General features: G+C 70.2%; 9 protein-coding genes. 7 read left to right on the forward strand and 2 right to left on the reverse strand.

Translation table 11 applies throughout. The features are described from left to right. Positions 1 to 71 precede the first annotated feature (71 nt). From ptsP to JQX13_RS18070, 3 genes are read left to right on the forward strand one after another with little or no spacing between them, the layout of a single operon-like run. The gene (gene ptsP / locus JQX13_RS18060) at positions 72 to 2,939 is read left to right on the forward strand and encodes a phosphoenolpyruvate--protein phosphotransferase (RefSeq protein WP_203410222.1); all 2,868 of its coding nucleotides are present in this window, start codon (positions 72 to 74) and stop codon (positions 2,937 to 2,939) included. Beyond that, a complete protein-coding gene (pfkB, locus tag JQX13_RS18065) occupies positions 2,939 to 3,904 on the forward strand; it encodes a 1-phosphofructokinase (RefSeq protein ID WP_203410223.1) in 966 nt (321 codons plus the stop codon). The genes ptsP and pfkB overlap by 1 nt, the downstream gene beginning before the upstream one ends. After that, positions 3,901 to 5,748, forward strand: coding sequence for a PTS fructose-like transporter subunit IIB (locus JQX13_RS18070; protein WP_203410224.1), 1,848 nt, complete (start codon positions 3,901 to 3,903; stop codon positions 5,746 to 5,748). Before pfkB ends, JQX13_RS18070 begins: the two co-directional genes overlap by 4 nt. A gap of 270 nt (positions 5,749 to 6,018) precedes the next feature. On the opposite strand, the gene JQX13_RS18075 is transcribed toward JQX13_RS18070, so the two are convergent. After that, positions 6,019 to 9,222, reverse strand: a complete 3,204-nt coding sequence (locus JQX13_RS18075; protein ID WP_203410225.1) for a GAF domain-containing protein — start codon at positions 9,220 to 9,222, stop codon at positions 6,019 to 6,021. A gap of 329 nt (positions 9,223 to 9,551) precedes the next feature. Between JQX13_RS18075 and JQX13_RS18080 the strand changes: the two genes are divergently transcribed. Together JQX13_RS18080 and JQX13_RS18085 are read left to right on the forward strand one after the other, a co-directional pair. Then, positions 9,552 to 11,465: a potassium transporter Kup gene (locus tag JQX13_RS18080; protein ID WP_203410226.1), complete on the forward strand. Its 1,914-nt coding sequence runs from the start codon at positions 9,552 to 9,554 to the stop codon at positions 11,463 to 11,465. Positions 11,466 to 11,678: 213 nt separating this feature from the next. Continuing rightward, complete coding sequence (locus JQX13_RS18085) at positions 11,679 to 13,598, forward strand: HYR domain-containing protein (RefSeq protein ID WP_239014837.1); 1,920 nt, start codon at positions 11,679 to 11,681, stop codon at positions 13,596 to 13,598. A gap of 50 nt (positions 13,599 to 13,648) precedes the next feature. On the opposite strand, the gene JQX13_RS18090 is transcribed toward JQX13_RS18085, so the two are convergent. Next, positions 13,649 to 14,383, reverse strand: coding sequence for a metallophosphoesterase (locus JQX13_RS18090; RefSeq protein WP_203410228.1), 735 nt, complete (start codon positions 14,381 to 14,383; stop codon positions 13,649 to 13,651). A 238-nt stretch (positions 14,384 to 14,621) separates the two neighbouring features. On the opposite strand from JQX13_RS18090, the gene JQX13_RS18095 reads away from it, so the two are divergent. Both JQX13_RS18095 and JQX13_RS18100 read left to right on the forward strand, forming a co-directional pair. Further along, positions 14,622 to 16,220, forward strand: coding sequence for an N-acetylmuramoyl-L-alanine amidase (locus JQX13_RS18095; protein WP_203410229.1), 1,599 nt, complete (start codon positions 14,622 to 14,624; stop codon positions 16,218 to 16,220). 235 nt (positions 16,221 to 16,455) lie between these two features. After that, positions 16,456 to 18,060, forward strand: coding sequence for an N-acetylmuramoyl-L-alanine amidase (locus tag JQX13_RS18100; protein WP_203410230.1), 1,605 nt, complete (start codon positions 16,456 to 16,458; stop codon positions 18,058 to 18,060). Position 18,061 lies beyond the last annotated feature (1 nt).

Genomic DNA, 18,061 nt, shown 5'->3' on the forward strand with positions numbered 1-18,061 from the left:
TGGAATTCCACTCCCCAGGTGACACGATTCAGCAAACCCCTTATTAAGTTCCACTACAAGGAGGATTCAAGATGCTCACGCTGACCCGGGAGGATGTCCGGCTGGGCTGTCGCGCCGCGGACTGGCGCGCGGCCCTGGCTCAAGCCGCCGAGGAACTGGTCCGGGCTGGCCGTGTATCCGCCGAGTATGGCGAGGGTCTGCTCGCTCGGGAGGCCCAGGCCTCCACGTACCTGGGCAACGGCATCGCCATTCCACACGGCACTCCCGAGAGCCGGCGCTATGTGCGCTCCACCGGAATTCGCGTGCTCCAGTTCCCCGAGGGCGTCCAATGGCATGACGGCTCCCGGGTGAACCTGCTGGTGACGATCGCCGCGCAGTCCGACGAGCACCTGGACATCCTGCGTCAGCTCACGCGCGTGTTGGACAGGGAGGGCGTGGCCGAGACGCTGGCCCGCGCGACGAACGCCGAGGACGTGCTCGCGACGCTGACCCACCTCCCGGCGTCGGCGAAGCTCGACGCGGAGACACTCTGTCTGGGCGTGCCGGCGCGTGATCACCTGGAGCTGGCCATGGCCGCCGCGGCGCGTCTGCGTCATGCCGGCTGCGTGGAGTCGAGCTTCGTCGCGGCCATCGCCGGACAGCAGCCGATGCCGCTGGGCCAGGGACTGTGGCTCGTGTTCGCCGCCACCGGCGTCAAGACACCGGCGCTGGCGCTGGCGACGCCGGAGAAGCGGTTCCAGGATGCGGCCGGAGACGTCGTCGGCGTCTTCTGCCTGGCGGCCCACGGTGATGCGCATCGCGCGCTGCTCGAGCGTCTGGACGGGATGCTCGCGCGCGGTGATGGCAACACCCTGGATGGACTGCCCGCCGAGCAGATTCTGTCGCGGTTGGCGGGCGAATCCGCACGAGCCGAGACCGCCCGTGTCCGCCTGCTCAATCCGCACGGACTGCATGCTCGGCCGGCCAGGGAGCTGGTGCTGGTGGCGCGACAGCAGACCGCGCAGGTCTACGTCCGCCTGCTCGAAGGCAATGGCGAGGCGGTCTCCACGAGCAGCCTGACCCGGATCCTCGGCCTGGGCGCGCGCCGTGGCCAGACGCTGGTGTTCTCGGCCGAGGGTGAGGGCGCGGCGCGGGCCGTCGCGGCCATGGTGGAAGCGGTGCGCGGGGGGCTCGGCGAGCCGGTGACGCCGCTCGACGAGCGGCGCGAGCGTGAGCGCGAGGCGGTCACCGCCCCTGTCGTCGAGACAGCGCCCGTCGTCCCCCCGGTAGCCGACGAGCCGATGACGGCCGTGCCGGCGGCACCGGGTGTGGCGATCGCGCCCGCCTACGTGCTGCGTATGCCGGAGTTCCGTTATGCCGAGCGCGCCGAGGACGCCGCACGGGAACGCGGACGGCTCGAGAAAGCGCTCGTGGGGGCCCAGCAGCAACTCGAGGCGCTGGTGCAGCGCACGGTGGGCGGCGAGGTCTCGAAGATCCTGTCGATCCACGCGGAGATGTTGCAGGACCCGGATCTTCGTGACGCGGCCCTCGAGGCCATCGGTGAGGGGGCGTCGGCCGAGGCCGGCTGGTGGCGGGCGATCGACACCGCGGCGCGCGCGCAGGAATCGCTGGCGGACCGGTTGCTGGCCGAACGCGCGGCGGACCTGCGCGATGTGGGCCGTCGTGTACTCGGTCTGCTGTGCGGCGTGGAGATGCCGACGCCGCCGGAGCAGCCCTACATCCTGGTGGCGGACGATGTCGGGCCCTCCGACGTCGCGCGGTTGGATACGGCGAAGGTGCGCGGCCTCGTCACCGCGCGCGGTGGAGCCACCTCACACAGTGCGATTCTCGCGCGGGCGCTCGGCATCGCCGCCGTCGCGGGGGCGGGGGAGCGCGTGCTGGCGTTGACGTCCGGTGTCGAGCTCATCGTGGATGGAGAGCTCGGGCGGGTCGTCGCCGCTCCGAGCCCGGCGCGCCGGCAGCGCACCGAGAAGCGCATCGAGGAACAGGAGGCGCGGCAGCGGGCGGCCCATGGCCGGCGCCACGAGGAGGCACGTACGCTCGATGGCCACCGCGTGGAGGTCGCCGCGAACCTGGGCAACACCGCGCACGCCGCCGATGCCGTCGAGCGCGGGGCCGAGGCCATTGGTCTGCTGCGCACCGAGTTCGTGTTCATGGGGCATCCGCGGTTTCCGGATCTCGAGACGCAGATCGCCGAGTACCGCGAGGCCTTCGATGCGCTGGGAGGCCGTCCGCTGGTGGCGCGCACGCTGGATGTCGGCGGTGACAAGCCATTGCCGTATTGGCCTGTCGGGCAGGAGGACAATCCCTTCCTCGGTCTGCGCGGCATCCGTTTGACGCTGACGCGGCCCGAGGTGCTCGAGACGCAGCTGCGCGCCCTGCTGACCGCCGCCGGCAACCTCCCGTTGCGCATCATGTTCCCGATGGTGAAGGACATCGAGGAGTTCCGGGCGGGCAAGGCCCTCTTCGACCGCGTCCAGGCCGAGGTGAGGGCGACCGACGTCCAGCTCGGGGTGATGATCGAAGTGCCCTCGTGCGCGCTGCTCGCGCCCACGCTCGCGAAGGAGGCCGACTTCTTCTCGATCGGGACCAACGATCTCACCCAGTACACGCTGGCGATCGACCGCGGCCATCCGCGATTGTCCGCGCAGTCCGATGCCATCCACCCGGCCGTGTTGCGGCTCATCCAGCTGACGGTCCAGGCCGCGCATGCCGAGGGCCGCTGGGTTGGCGTGTGTGGTGAGCTCGGTTCGGATCCCCAGGCGGTTCCGGTGTTGGTGGGTCTGGGGGTCGATGAGCTGTCCGTCAGCAGCCGCCGCGTGCCGTTGGTGAAGGCCCGCATCCGCGAGCTGACGCTGACCCGGGCACGCGAAATGGCCGAGCTCGCGCTGCGGCAGCCCACCTCCGCCGCGGTTCGCGAAGCCCTGGAGTCCTTCTGATGGCGCGCATCCTGACGCTGACATTGAATCCCGCGCTGGATCTCGCGATCCTGTGCGGCCCCCTCCGGCTCGGAGAGGTCAACCGGACCGAGAGCACCCGCCTCGATGCCGGTGGCAAGGGCATCAACGTGGCGCGTGTCCTCGCGGGACTGGGCCATGACGTCACCGTGTCGGGTCTGCTCGGCACGGACAACGAGGCGCCCTTCGTGCGGGCCTTCGCCGAAGGTGGGCTGCGCGACGCGTTCATCCGGGTCCCGGGTGAGACGCGCATCAACGCGAAGCTCTCCGAGCCGGGCGGGCGCGTGACGGACCTGAACGGGCCGGGCCCTCTGATTCCGGCGCACGCGCTGGACTCGTTGACCGAGCGCCTGGAGTCTCTGCTGCCCGGGCTCGATGCGGTGGTGATCTCCGGCAGCCTCCCGCCGAACGTGGCGCCGTCGAAGATCGCCGGCCTCATCATCATGGTTCGCGCGCGTCAGGTACCGGTGTGGCTCGACACCAGCGGAGCGGCGCTGATGTCGGGGCTGGCCGCGCGGCCCTCGGGGGTCAAACCCAACGAGACGGAGCTGGCCGAGTGGGCGGGTCACCCGCTCGATACGCCGGAGGCGCGTCTGCAGGCGGCGCTGCGGCTCAACGCCGAGGGCATCGAGGACGTGATTGTCTCCGCGGGGGCCGAGGGGGTCATCTGGGCCCAGCGAGGCAGCGCCCTGATGGCCACCTCGCCGCGGGTTCCCGTGGTCAGCACGGTCGGCGCGGGCGATACGCTGCTGGCCGGCATGCTGCACGGCACCCTGTCCGGTCTGCCGCGCGAGCGGGGACTCCGCTTCGCGACGGCGCTCGCCGCAGAGTCCGTGCGCCATGTGGGCGTCGGCGATCCGAGGACCGCGGATTTCGAGCAGCTTCAGCAGCAGACCCTCGTCCGGAGCCTGGGCCCGGACTCATTCACTGGGGAGACTCACGGATGAATGTGATTGTCATCACGGCCTGCCCCAGTGGGGTGGCCACGACGTTCCTGGCCTCTCGAGGTCTCGTTCGCGCGGCGAGCCAACGTGGCTGGAAGGTCGCCGTGGAGATGCACAGCCAGCTCGAGCCGTTCGTCCCGCTCGACAGTCAGGTGCTCGCCGCGGCGGACCTGGTCGTCGTCGCGGCGAGTGCGCCGGTCGACCTCGCGCGCTTCGTCGGCAAGCGCGTCTATCAGGCGCCCATCTCGGAAGCGCTACCGGATCCCACCGCGTTCCTGAGCCGCGCCGAGCGTGAAGCGAAGCCGTTGACCGTGGTCGCCGGAGCCGGTGCGGGTGATGGTGCCGCCGCGCCTGCTGTGTCCGCGCCAACCGCTGCCGCTCGGGGCGCGCCGAAGATCGTGGCCGTTACCGCCTGTCCCACCGGAGTCGCCCACACGTTCATGGCGGCCGAGGCGCTGACCCAGGCCGGACAGGGGTTGGGCCATCCCATCCGCGTCGAGACGCGGGGCTCCGTGGGCGCGCAGGACGTGCTGACTCCGGAGGAGATCCGCGAGGCGGAAGTCGTCATCCTGGCCTGCGACATCGAGGTGGACTCCTCGCGGTTCGTCGGCAAGCGCGTCTTCCGGACCTCGACGAGCGCCGCGCTGAAGAAGTCCGGCCAGACGATTCGCGATGCCCTGGAGAAGGCGAAGGTCCTGGGCGGTGAGCCGGGCCATGCAGCGGCCGGGGCCGGTGGGGGAGAGCAGGGCGAGCGGCGCGGCGTCTACCGGCATCTGCTGACCGGTGTGTCGTTCATGCTCCCGATGGTCGTCGCGGGCGGACTGCTGATCGCGCTGTCGTTCGTGTTCGGCATCGAGGCCTTCAAGGAGGAGGGCACCCTGGCGGCGGCGCTGATGAGCATTGGTGGCGGTGCGGCCTTCAGTCTGATGGTGCCGCTGCTCGCCGGCTACATCGCGTACTCCATCGCCGACCGGCCTGGAATCGCACCCGGAATGATTGGCGGCTATCTGGCGAGCAACCTCGGGGCAGGCTTCCTCGGAGGCATCGTCGCTGGCTTCATCGCGGGCTACGCGGCGCAGGCCCTGAGTCGCTACGTCAAGATCCCGGCCAGCGTGGAGTCGTTGAAGCCGATCCTCATCATCCCGCTGGTGGCGAGTCTGGTCACCGGACTGGTGATGATCTACGTCATCGGCACGCCGGTGGCCGCGATCATGTCGGCGATGACGACGTTCCTGACGAACATGAACTCGGGCAATGCCATCCTCCTGGGCTCGCTGCTCGGCGCGATGATGTGTTTCGACCTCGGCGGCCCGGTCAACAAGGCGGCATACACGTTCGGCGTCGGTCTGTTGTCCGCGGGTGCTGGTGGCTACGGCCCCATGGCCGCGATCATGGCGGCCGGAATGGTGCCGGCCATTGGCATGGGCCTCGCGAGCCTCATCGCCCGCGCCAAGTTCTCGAAGCAGGAGCGCGAGGCGGGTCAGGCGTCACTGGTGCTGGGCCTGTGCTTCATCTCCGAGGGCGCCATTCCGTTCATGGCGAAGGATCCCCTGCGTGTGATTCCGACCTGCATGATCGGCGGCGCGGTGACGGGGGCCATGTCGATGTACTTCGGCGTGCAGTTGATGGCCCCACACGGGGGACTGTTCGTGCTGCTCATCCCCAACGCGGTCAACCACGTGCTGTTGTATCTGCTGTCGATCGCCGCCGGCTCGTTGCTCGTGGGGTTCGGGTACGCGCTGGTCAAGACGGGCAAGGTGGAGCTGCCGGGGGTGACGGCGCAGGCGCAGGGCAAGTCCTGGAGCGCGGGGGCCGGGAGCGATCGCGCGGCGGCTGGCTCCAGCTGAGCGCTGCGCCAGTAGCCTCGAGTGTCCACGTGGTTCGTGGACATGGACCCGAGGCTCTCTGGATGACGTGCGGGTGACGACCCTCACCCCCCGCCCTCTCCCAGGGGGAGAGGGAGCATGCGCAACATGACTCACTGAATCAGGGTTCTCGCACCCTGAACCTCCGAACCCTCACGCCCCTGCTCGTCTCCCGGATGAGGGGTTCTCCCTCCGCGGTGCTCGCGCAGACCGCGGAAGGGGGCGCCCGCGGCCCGCTGACCGCTCTCGGAGTCAGCTCCGCGTGCGGGGCAGCTCCACCCGGAAGGTGGAGCCCACGCCCAGCTGGCTGCTCACGGTGATCCGGCCGCCCATCGCCTCGAGGATCTCCCGGGCGATCCACAGCCCCAGGCCGAAGCCGCCGTAGTGGCGCTCGGACACGGCGCGCTCGAAGCGGCCGAAGACGCGCTCCAGGTGCTCCGGGGCGATGCCGATGCCCGCGTCGCGCACGATGATGTGGGCGCGTCCTTCCCCGGCTTCCACGGTGATGTCGATGGGATTGCCCTGCCCGTACTTCACCGCGTTGGAGACGAGGTTCGTCACCACCTGCTCCAGCCGCGGCCGATCCCAGCTCCCGGGGACCGGAGCCGGTGCGCGCAGGGCGAGCAGCGAGCCCGTGCGCGCCAGCTCCGGCTCGAAGCGCGTCACCACGTCGCGCACCAGGGCGGTGAGCTCCAGCGGCTCCGGCCGTGGCGCGAGCCGGCCCTCTCCCAGCCGGGACACGTCCAGCAGATCATTCACCAGGCTCATCTGTCGCTTCACCTGCCGGTCCACCACCTCCAGGCCGTGACGCAGCCGCTCCGGGGAGAGCGCCTGGGGATCTCTCGCGAGCGCTCCCTGGAGGCGCTGCACCTGGAGCAGGAGGGCGGTGACGGGCGTGCGCAGCTCGTGGCTGGCGATGGCGAGGAACTCCTCGCGCAGGCGGATGGCATCCCGCGCGTCGCGGTAGTGGCGGGCGTTGTCGATGGCCAGGGCGGCGCGCTGGGCCAGCTCCTGCGCCAGCGCGAGATCCTGCGGGTCATAGCTGTGCCGCGAGGAGACGAAGGACATCGCGCCGATGGTCTGGCCGCGCACCCGCAGGGGCACGCACAGGTAGGAGCGCGCCGCGGCCTCGCAGGGCAGGTAGGGGTCCTCGCGCGATGGGAACGGGCGGTGGGTGCAGTCCGCGCACAGCTCCGGCCGCCCCGAGGTGATGACGCGCGAGATGGCGGACTCCCCGGGCGCCAGCGGCCCCATTTCTCGCGGCGGCTCCAGCAACTCCCCGGAGCTGGCGGTGGCCACGCAGCTCACCGTGTCTTCGCCGCCGAGCAGGTACACGAAGCACCCATCCGCGTACGTGGGGACGGCCAGGTGCGCCACCCGCTCCAGCGTCACCTCGTGGTCCAGCGAGCTGGCCAGGGCGTTGCTGGCCGCCGCGAGGAAGCGCAGGGCCTCCTCGGTGCGCTTGCGCTCGGTGATGTCCGCCATCATGCACAGGCACAGCTGCCTGCCGCCCACCACGCTCACGGAGGTGGCCCACAGGGAGATGTGGATGGGCGTGCCGTCCCGCCGGATGCGGAGCGTCTCCCGGGCGAGGATGGAGCCGCCGCGGGCGATGTGCGCGAGGTTGTCGCGCAGCTCCTCTCGCTTGTCCTCGGACACGATGGGGGTGGGCCGGCCGAGCACCTCCTCGGCCTTCCAGTCGAAGATGCGCTCGGCGGCGGGATTCCACAGGCGCACCGTGCCGTCCAGCTCCAGCAGGCTGATGGCCATGGGCGAGGCCTGGATGATGGCCTCGAGCGTGAGGTGGGCGTCGCGCAGCGCCTCGCGCGCCTCGCGCTCCTGGGCGAAGAGCCGGGCGCGATCCAGCGCCTGGGCGGCGTGGTGGGCCAGCAGCGAGAGGAAGACGCGCTCGTCGTCGTCGAAGCGGTGCACCCCGGGGAAGCCCAGGGCGAGCACGCCCAGGTCACGCTCGTCCACGCGCAGCGGCAGGAAGGCCAGGGCGAGCGGGGGCGAGGCGGGGGCCAGCTCGCTCAGGTTCCGCTCCGTCATGGGATAGCGGCGGGCGAACTCCTCCTGGGATTCGAGCAGGACCGGCTGCCCGTGCTGGAGGGCATCATCCAGGGGCGTGCCCTGCCCGAGCATCAGGGTCTCCACGGTCCTGGCCACCTCGGGCTGGAGCCCCACACCGCGCAGCAGCCGGGCGTGGGTGTGGGAAGCGTCGAGCAGCCACAGGCATGCCACCTGGGCACCGATGGCCGCCACACCCTGGTCGATGACCACCTCCGCCACGCGCGCGACGGTGAGGACCTGGGAGAGGGCGGCGTTGAGCGTCTGGAGTCGGGCGGTGCGCGCGGCCACGCGCTCGGCGCGGGTGCGGGCCTGCCGCGCGGTCTCGTAGAGCCAGGCGCGCTCCAGGGCCTGGGCGCTCTGCCGCGCCAGGTCCAGCAGCAGACCGCGCTCGTCCGGGCTGAACGTCCGGGCCGTGTCGAAGCCGAAGGCGATGGCGCCCAGGGTCCTCCCGCGCAGCCGCAGCGGCAGGGCGGCCACGGCGCGTGTCACCGCCGGCTCCGCGACGAGGCTCTCCGGTGACGAGGCGGCGAGCTCCTCCCGCGACTCCACCCACACGGGCTCTCCCTCGCGGTACGCCCTGGCCACGGGCAGCGGCGCGGTGGTGGGGAAGCGGACCGGGTGCGCCAGGGTCCGGGGCGGCAGGTTCCGGTGGCCCACCACCTCGAGCTGCCCGGGCACGTCCGTCATGGGGGCGACGGCCAGGGCCCGGTCCGCGCCGATGGCGGCGCTCATCTCCTCGACGATGACGCGGGCCACGTCCGCGGGGGAGATGGCCTCGCAGAGGGCCTCGGTGACGCGCTGCATGCGCGCGAGCCGCTCGGCGGCCACCTCCGCCGCGTGCCGGGCCCGGCGCTCGGACTCGTAGGCGCGCGCCACGTCCAGCGCCAGTCCCGCGCGCTCCACCAGCCCCTGGAGCAGCAGCAGCTCGGCCTTCTCGAAGGGGGGCTCGTCCAGACCGCGCAGGACGGTGAGCGTGCCCAGGGAGCGCTGGCGCGCGCGCAGGGGCAGCAGCAGCAGGTGGGCGGAGGTGAGGGGCGCCAGGCCCGGCGCGTGGCGCTCCGGGTGCTGGGAGCGGGCCAGCTCCTCGGGGGAACAGAAGAGGGGACCGCCGGTGCGCAGGAGCTCCGCGAGGGGGTGCTCGTCCGCGCGCAGGGGCACGGTGGCCAGGTGCCGCAACAGGGGGAGCGTCCGCGACTCCGCGTGCGCCGACGTCACCGGGTTCAGCCAGAGGCCATCCTCGGACAGCAGGCGCACATGGCAGGTGGTGCCCAGCCGGGGGACCACCAGCGCACACAGGCGCTCCAGCACGGCGGGAGGTTCCAGGCCGGCTTCGGCCAGCTGGTGGGACGCGTCCGCGAGCAGCGTCAGACGCTCGGCGTCCGGCACCCTGGATTCCTGCGCGCGTACCTCTCTGGCTCCAGCTCCCACGGGATCTCCGCCTGATGCCCATGTGAGCACGAAACCGCGAGTCTCGGAGCATCCGGGGAGTTGGGCATCCCACAAGCTACCGGGTAAACGATGGATTCCAGACGGATGGTTCCCCGGGGCGTGTGAGCTCGTTGGAGCCACAAGGAGGCCGTAGGCCTCGGAGTGTGCGCCGGGCGTGACGGACAGTGGATAAACACACTGGTATTCCTTGGAATCCTTGGAAGAACGGTGCCAGAACGGTGGCAAAGGGCTGTTCCCGGGCCGGGGTTGGGCTAGAGGAGGCGCCCATGAGTGCATCGTCTCCAGCCATCCCCACCGCTCCGGAATCTCCGGACCCCTACAAACGCATCGCCACGATGGCGCTGGGTGCGCTGGGCATCGTCTACGGGGATATTGGCACCAGCCCGCTGTACGCGCTGCGCGAGTGCTTCACCGGGGAGCACGGCGTGCAGCCGACGCACGACAACGTGCTGGGGGTGCTGTCGCTCATCTTCTGGGCGCTCATCATCGTGGTGTCGGTGAAGTACCTGGTGTTCGTGATGAGGGCGGACAACCGGGGCGAGGGCGGGATCCTCGCGTTGATGGCGCTGGCGATGCAGCGCAAGCGCGGTGAGGAGGTGAAGGTGCGCCCGGTGGTCATCACCCTGGGCATCTTCGGGGCGGCGCTGCTGTATGGGGACGGGCTCATCACCCCGGCCATCTCGGTGCTGAGCGCGGTGGAGGGCTTGAGCGTGGCCACGCCGCTCTTCGAGCCGTACATCCAACCGCTGACCATCCTCATCCTGGTGGGGCTGTTCCTGATCCAGCGTCACGGGACGGCGGGGATTGGCGCCATCTTCGGGCCCTTCATGCTGGTGTGGTTCTTCACGCTGGCGGTGCTGGGCGTGAAGGAAATGGTGACGTACCCGGCGGTGGTGTGGGCGTTCTCGCCGCTGCAGGCGGTGCGCTTCTTCATGGAGAACCACTGGCACGGCTTCCTGGTGCTGGGCGGGGTGTTCCTGGTGGTGACGGGTGGCGAGGCGCTCTACGCGGACATGGGCCACTTCGGCTGGAGGCCCATCAGGTGGGCGTGGTTCACGGTGGTGCTGCCGGCGCTGATGCTCAACTACATGGGGCAGGGGGCGCTGCTCCTGCGTGAGCCGGGCGCGGCGAGCAACCCCTTCTACAAGCTGGCGCCGGATTGGGCGCTCTACCCGCTGGTGGTGCTGGCCACGGGGGCGACGGTGATCGCCTCGCAGGCGCTCATCTCGGGGGTGTTCTCCATCACCCAGCAGGCCATCCAGCTGGGCTACAGCCCGCGCCTGGAGGTGGTGCACACGTCGGCGGAGGAGCGGGGTCAAATCTACCTGCCGGGCATCAACCTGGTGATGCTGGTGGGCGTCATCGTGCTGGTGCTGGGCTTCAAGTCGTCCACGAACCTGGCGTCGGCCTACGGCATCGCGGTGACGTCGACGATGGGGATTACGACGGGGCTGGCGTACGTGGTGGCGCGCGAGCGGTGGAACGTGTCGAGGCTGGTGGCGCTGCCGGTGGCGGGGGCGTTCGCGCTGGTGGACCTGAGCTTCTTCGGGGCCAACGTGGTGAAGATCTCCGCGGGCGGCTGGTTCCCGCTGCTGCTGGCGCTGGCGGTGTTCACGCTGATGACGACGTGGAAGCGGGGCCGGGACATCCTGGCCAACCGGCTGCGCAGCAGCACCATGCCGCTGAAGGATCTGCTGGCGAGCTTCGGGGACCACCAGCCGGTGCGGGTGCCGGGGACGGCCATCTTCATGACGGGCAGCCCCGAGGGCACGCCGCCCGCGCTGCTGCACAACCTCAAGCACAACAAGGTGCTGCACGAGCAGGTGATGTTGCTCACCATCGCCTCGGAGGAGGTGCCGCACGTGCCGGTGGAGGACCGGGTGGAGGTCATCAAGCTGGAGGAGGGCTTCGTGCGGGTGATTGCCCGGTACGGCTTCATGGAGAACCCGAGCATCCCGGACATCCTCAAGCGGGCCCGGGAGAAGGGGTTGCAGTTCAACCTGATGGGGACGTCGTTCTTCCTGGGCCGTGAGACGTTGATACCGAGCAAGAAGCCGGGGATGGCGATGTGGCGGGAGGCGCTGTTCGCGTGGATGTCGCGCAACGCACGCAGCGCGACGGCGTACTTCCGGATTCCGCCCAACCGGGTGGTGGAGCTGGGAGCCCAGGTGGAGTTGTAGGGTGGACGGGAGCCGCGCCGGGTTCGTCACGCAGCGGACGTGAGGGCTTCGACCGCTGGACATTGCGGCGCGTGCACGCTCCTCGCGTGAGGCACGCAGTCACTACTGATTTGCCCAGCGTGGGTGCTTCGTTGCCCACGCTGGGGAATCTTCATGCGCGATACCTGCTCGCCTGCTCGCTTTTCCGGCCCGCTCTCTGCTTTCGGTGTGGCGTTGTCCCTCCTGACGTTCGTCGGCCTCGTGTCCGGTTGCGGTGTCTATTATGACGAGCACCGGGGAGCGCGCGCCCGCTGTGACGACGCGCCCGGGCTGGAGTCCCCCTCGAGGCCCCGCCCCGGGGTTCCCACCCCCCAGACACCTCCCGGGATTCCCACCTCCTCGGAGCGCGGCGGCTTCGTCGTCGTGACGGGGGATGACGCCGACGACCTGTGGCACTGCGAGGAGCGCCGCTGCGGTGGCCTCTTCCCCTCGCTCTTCCGTGCCGCGCTCTCCCGCTCGCGCTCCGGGGGCCAGGGCATCCTCGCCATCGGCGTCAACGGTGGGCAGGCGCTGAGCACCTTCAACGGCTGGAACGACACCGCGAACGGTGGCCCCGGCGCCCGCGTCACCCACGTGCGCACCCTCGAGGCCATCTCCCAGGTGGACTTCAACCGCTTCGCCTTCGTCTATCTGCCCTCGGCGGACAAGCACACGCTGGGAGGCCTCTCCGAGCAGCAGATCTCCGCGCTCAACGCGCGCCAGCCGGACCTCGCGCACTTCATCAACGAGCGGGGCGGCTCGCTCATCGCGCTCACCCAGGCCGAGGTCCCCGGGGGCTGGGGCTTCCTCCCCCTGCCGCTGGACACCGCGGACATCCTCTTCGACTTCGCCGAGCCCACCGCGGGGCTCCTCGAGTTCGCGCCCACCATCAGCTCCGCCGAGCTCAGCCACAAGTCCTTCCACAACGTCTTCACCGGGCCGAGTGGTTTCTCGGGCCTGCGCGTGCTCGCGTACAACAACGAGGTCTACAACCCGCACTCGGGCCAGCCGGTGATGCTGGGGGGCTCGGGCGTCATCCTCACCTCGGAGAACTGCGCGGACGGGCTCGACAACGACGGGGACGGCGCGGCGGACGCTCAGGACACGGACTGCCACGTGTGCGGCAACGGCACCGTGGACCCCGGCGAGGCGTGTGACGACGGCAACCCCAGGGACGGGGACGGCTGCGACGCCTCGTGCAGGTGGGAGGGCGAGAACCACGCGCCCGACGCCACCTGCCAGGATGTGTCCGTGTGCACCGACCCCGGGGTGTGCGTCGCCACCGTCGGCGGCCTGGCCACCGGCACGGATGCGGATGGGGACACGCTCTCGTGGAGTCTGAGCCCGAGGGGGCCGTATGCCCCGGGTGAGTACGGTGTCAGCGTCACCGCCTCGGATGGCCGTGCGCAGGACGCGTGCTGGTCCCGGGTGAGTGTGCGCGACTGCGAGGCTCCCACGCTCGTGTGCCCCGCGGACTTCCGCGTGGAGTGCTCCGGTCAGGGTCTGGCCCGCGTCGAGCCGCCGGAGGCCACCGCCACCGACAACTGCGGCCCGGCCACCGTGACGCCGCCCGCTGGACGTGCCCTGCCCATGGGCTCGCACACGCTCGAGTACTCGGCGGTGGATGCTTCCGGCAACACCGCGGCCTGTGCCCCCACCGTCACCGTGGTGGACACGCTGCCGCCCGAGGTCTCCCTGGCCTCGCCCGTTTCCGTCTGGCCCGCCGACCAGCGCTACCAGACCGTCCGCCTCGAGGACTGCATCCTGGTGCGCGACGTGTGCGACGGCGGCCTCAGGCCCAACGGGGTCGCCGCCTCCGTCTCCTGCGTCTCCTCCGATGAGCCCCGGAGCAGCACCGCCGAGCCGGATGTCATCTTCGTGGACGCCACCACCGTGAAGGTCCGCGCGGACCGCTCGGCCCACGGGGATGGCCGCGTGTACTCGCTCCACTTCGAGGTGCGCGACACGGCGGGCAATGTCACCCGGGGCGTGTGCCCCGTGGGGGTGCCCTCGGCTTCCGGGGGTGCTCCCGCGAACGACAGCGGAGAGGTGTGGCGCTCCTGCCGCCCCGAGAGCGGGGCGTCGCAGTGGAAGTCCATTTCGCTGGCGCAGTGAGCCCGGTACCCTCACCCCGGCCCTCTCCCGGGGGGAGAGGGGGTTATGGGCTACTCGTCGAGCAGCATCGGCGAGAAGCCCGCCGCGTCACATGAGGCCAGCACGTAGCGAATCCCGGCCCGCTCTCCCGTGAAGCCGGCCGGGATTCCTCCCGCGTGCAGGTGCCCGTACACGCACACCTTCGGCTTGAACGCCTCGATGGGCCCCAGGAACGCCGTGGGCTTCTCGTTCGCGTACATCGGCGGGAAGTGCACCGCCACCACCCGCGTCAGCGGCTCGGCGCTCTCCTTCTCCTTCTTCTCCGCGTCGGCGATGGATGTCATCAGCCGCCGCGTCTCCCGCTCCACGTACCCCGAGTCGCCCTGCTCGTCCCCCATCTCCCCGCCCGGCATCGGCGGGGCCTCGGGCGCCGTCCACAACCGCGTGCCCGCGATGACCCACCGCCCGATGACGAAGGCGCTGTTGTGCAGGAAGCCCTCCAGCGTCTTGTACGGCTCCAGCAGCTTGCGCAGCTTCGACGCCGAGTCTCCCCACCAATAGTCGTGGTTGCCGCGCACCAGCACCTTGCGCCCCGGCCGCTCGTCCAACCACTTCAGATCGTCCAGCACCTCCGTGGGCCGCGTGGCCCACGAGATGTCTCCCACCACCAGCACCACGTCCTCGGGACGCACCTTCTCGTCCCAGGCGCGCTGAAGCGGCAGCGGGTGCTCCGTCCACCCGAACCGGTGCATGTCCTTGTTGCGTGTGGAGGGAAGGTGGGTGTCCCCAATGGCGAAGAGACGCATGCCCCTCTCCTAACCCAGCCCGCTCCCCGCGTCGCCTCCGACATGCCTCCTCGCCGCGTGACCCTGCGGGCTGACCGATGCTCGAACCCAGGACACTTCCCGGGTTTTCTTGATTTTATTTCCAGTCGAACTTTCCGCGTACATCAAGAAAAGGCATGATGCCGGGTGCGCTCCAGCCTCCCGAAGGAGCGGAGCCGTCGCTTCACCCCTCGTACACCCCCCCAAAGGAGTGCTGAGCATGCACCCGTTCCGTAAGCAGATGGTGGCCACGCTGGCCGCCGCGCTCTCGTTGGCCGCGTGCGGTCCGCAGGAGCCCACCGCCCCCACCCCCCCCGCCGCCGTCGAGGACTCGCGTACCCCCGCGCAGCGCGAGGCCGAGCGCACCCCGTATGAGCTGGACAGTGCCTTCGCCCAGGCCGCCGCCGAGTTCAACGTCCCGGCCGACCTGCTCAAGGCCATCTCCTACGCCGAGACGCACTGGGAGATGGTGAAGGGCGAGGTGGAGTTCGAGGGCATGCCGGCGGCGTATGGCCTGATGGCCCTGCGTGGCGACAACGTGACGCTGGCGGCGCGCCTGGCGGGCGTGTCCGAGGAGGCGGTGCGGACCGAGCCGTTGCACAACATCCGGGGCGCGGCGGCGTTGCTCTCCGCGTACGCCGATGAGCTGAAGGTGGAGCGCGAGGACCTGGGCGCGTGGGCGCCGGCCGCCGCGAAGCTCAGTGGCATCACGCACGGCGGGGCGCAGGCGCAGTACATCCACAACCAGGTGTACGACGTGATGCGCAAGGGCGCGGTGGCCAGCACGCCCGGGGGCGCGGTGGCGGTGTCGCTGAGGCCCACTCAGGTGCGGGCACAATTCGCCTCGCCGGGCGTGAACGCGATGGCCGCGGGTCCGGACTACGCCGCCGCCATCTGGCGCCCGTCCCCCAACTACAACTCGCGTCCCACCGACGGCTCCGGGGACGTGCAGTTGATCGTCATCCACACGTGTGAGAGCGGCTACTCGAGCTGCTGGAGCTGGCTGACGAACTCCACCTCGGGCGTGAGCGCGCACTACGTGGTGAACGAGAGCGGCTCGGAGATTTCGCAGCTGGTGCTCGAGGCCAACCGCGGCTGGCACGTGGGCGCCACCTACGACTGCGGCCTCAACGGCAGCGTGATGTGCGACCTGCAGGGCAAGTCGGTGAACCACTTCTCGGTGGGCATCGAGCACGGTGGCTACGCCAGCCAGGCGTCCTTCCCGGACGGGCAGATCGACGCCTCGGCGAAGCTCTCGTGCGACATCTCCAGGGACCAGGCGATCGTCCGCGACAGCTACCACATCGTGGCGCACGGGCGTTTGCAGCCCTACAACCGCACGGACCCGGGTCCCAACTGGCCGTGGTCCTCGTACATCGGCAAGGTGCAGGACTACTGCAATCCCTCGCTGATCATCGACAGCAACAACGCCAACAACGACACCTCCAAGGGCTACATCGAGGTGTCGGCGAACTGGACGTCCTCGACCCTGGCGTCGGACTACTACGGCTCGGGCTACTACGCCGCCCCCACCGCGGCGGTGTCCGACCCGGCGACGTTCTACTTCTACCTGCCGGTCGCGGCGACGAAGACGATCGACGCCTGGTGGTCGGCGGGGACGAACCGCTCCACCACGGCGCCCTTCCTCATCACGCACGCCAGCGGCACGGCCACGGTGAAGGTGAACCAGCAGACGGGGGGTGGGGCCTGGAACACGCTCGGTACCTGGAGCTTCCCGGCTGGCTGGAACAAGGTGCAGCTCAGCCGCTGGACCACGTCGGGCTACTACGTCATCGCGGACGCCCTCCGCGTGCGCTGAGGTCGTGACGTGCCGACCCGGAGCAGGGGACCGGCGCTCCCGGCCGTGCCCGCCCTGCTCCGTGGACCGCGTCACCTCTGGGGGGCCCACTTCAGGACGATTTTCTCGAAGAATCGGGTTCCAGGAAAATCAGGCTTCCCAAGAGCTCCGGTAAAGTGCATCTTGTCGCGACTCCGAAAAAGATGCGTGCGGAGTCGTTGCTTCGTTCCTTCAATCCCCCCCAGGAGTGCTGAGCATGCACCCGTTCCGTAAGCAGATGGTGGCCACGCTGGCCGCCGCGCTCTCGTTGGCCGCGTGCGGTCCGCAGGAGCCCACCGCCCCCACCCCCCCCGCCGCCGTCGAGGACTCGCGCACCCCCGCGCAGCGCGAGGCCGAGCGCACCCCGTATGAGCTGGACAGTGCCTTCGCCCAGGCCGCCGCCGAGTTCAACGTCCCGGCCGACCTGCTCAAGGCCATCTCCTACGCCGAGACGCGGTGGGAGCATGTGCAGGGCACCGAGGAGCTGCCGGGCCTGCCCGCGGCGTACGGCCTGATGGCCCTGCGCGGTGAGAGGCTCTCCGAGGGCGCGCGCCTGGCGGGTGTGTCCGAGGAGGCGGTGCGCACCCAGCCGCGGGAGAACATCCGCGCCGCCGCGGCGCTGCTGTCCGCGTACGCCACCGAGCTGAAGCTGGACCGCTCGGACCTGGGCGCGTGGGCCCCGGCGGCCGTGAAGCTCAGTGGCATCACCCACGCCGAAGCGCAGGCCCAGTACGTCCACACCGAGGTGTACGACGTGCTGCGCAAGGGCGCCGTGGCCGAGACGCCCGCGGGCGACGTGGCCGTGTCGCTGATGCCCACGCAGGTGCAGGCGCAGTACGCCACGCCCAGCAGGCACGCGATGAGCGCGGACTACGCGCCCGCCATCTGGCGCCCCTCGCCCAACTACAACGCGCGTCCGTCGGGCACGGACATCTCGATGATCGTCATCCACACCTGTGAGGGTGGCTACTCGGGCTGCTGGAGCTGGCTGACCAACTCGTCCGCCGGAGCCAGCGCGCACTACGTGGTGAACGAGTCGGGTTCGGAAATCACCCAGCTGGTGGCCGAGACCAACCGCGCCTGGCACGTGGCGGCCAGCTACGATTGCAGCCTCAACGGCAGCGTGATGTGCGGCCTCAACGGCTCGTCGGTGAACAACTTCTCGGTGGGTATCGAGCACGGCGGCTACGCCAGCCAGTCGTCCTTCCCGGCCGGGCAGATCGACACCTCGGCGAAGCTCTCGTGCGACATCTCCCGCGACCGGACCGTGGTGCGCGACAGCTACCACATCGTGGCGCACGGCCGCCTGCAGCCCTACAACCGCACGGATCCGGGCCCCAACTGGCCGTGGTCCTCGTACATCAGCAAGATCAAGTCCTACTGCGGTGACACCTCCACCACGGGCCTGATCATCGACAGCAACAACTCCAACAACGACGACACCAAGGGCTACATCCAGGTGTCGGGCAACTGGGCGTCCTCGTCCTCGACGGCGGGCTACTACGGCTCGGGCTACTACTACGCCAGCACCCAGCCCATCGGGGACGCGGCGGTCTTCCACTTCTACATGCCGGCGGCGGGCACGAAGACGATCGACGCCTGGTGGACCTCGGGCACCAACCGCTCGACGGCCGCGCCCTTCATCATCACCAACGCGAGCGGCACCAACCTGGCCACGGTGAAGGTGAACCAGCAGACGGGTGGCAGTTCCTGGCGGACGCTGGGCACCTGGAGCTTCCCGGCCGGCTGGAACAAGGTTCAGCTCAGCCGGTGGGCCCCCGAGGGCTACGTGGTCATCGCGGACGCCATCCGCGTGCGGTAAT

It is taken from the genome of Archangium violaceum (genome assembly GCF_016859125.1).
GTDB classification, from domain to species: Bacteria; Myxococcota; Myxococcia; order Myxococcales; family Myxococcaceae; genus Archangium; species Archangium violaceum_A.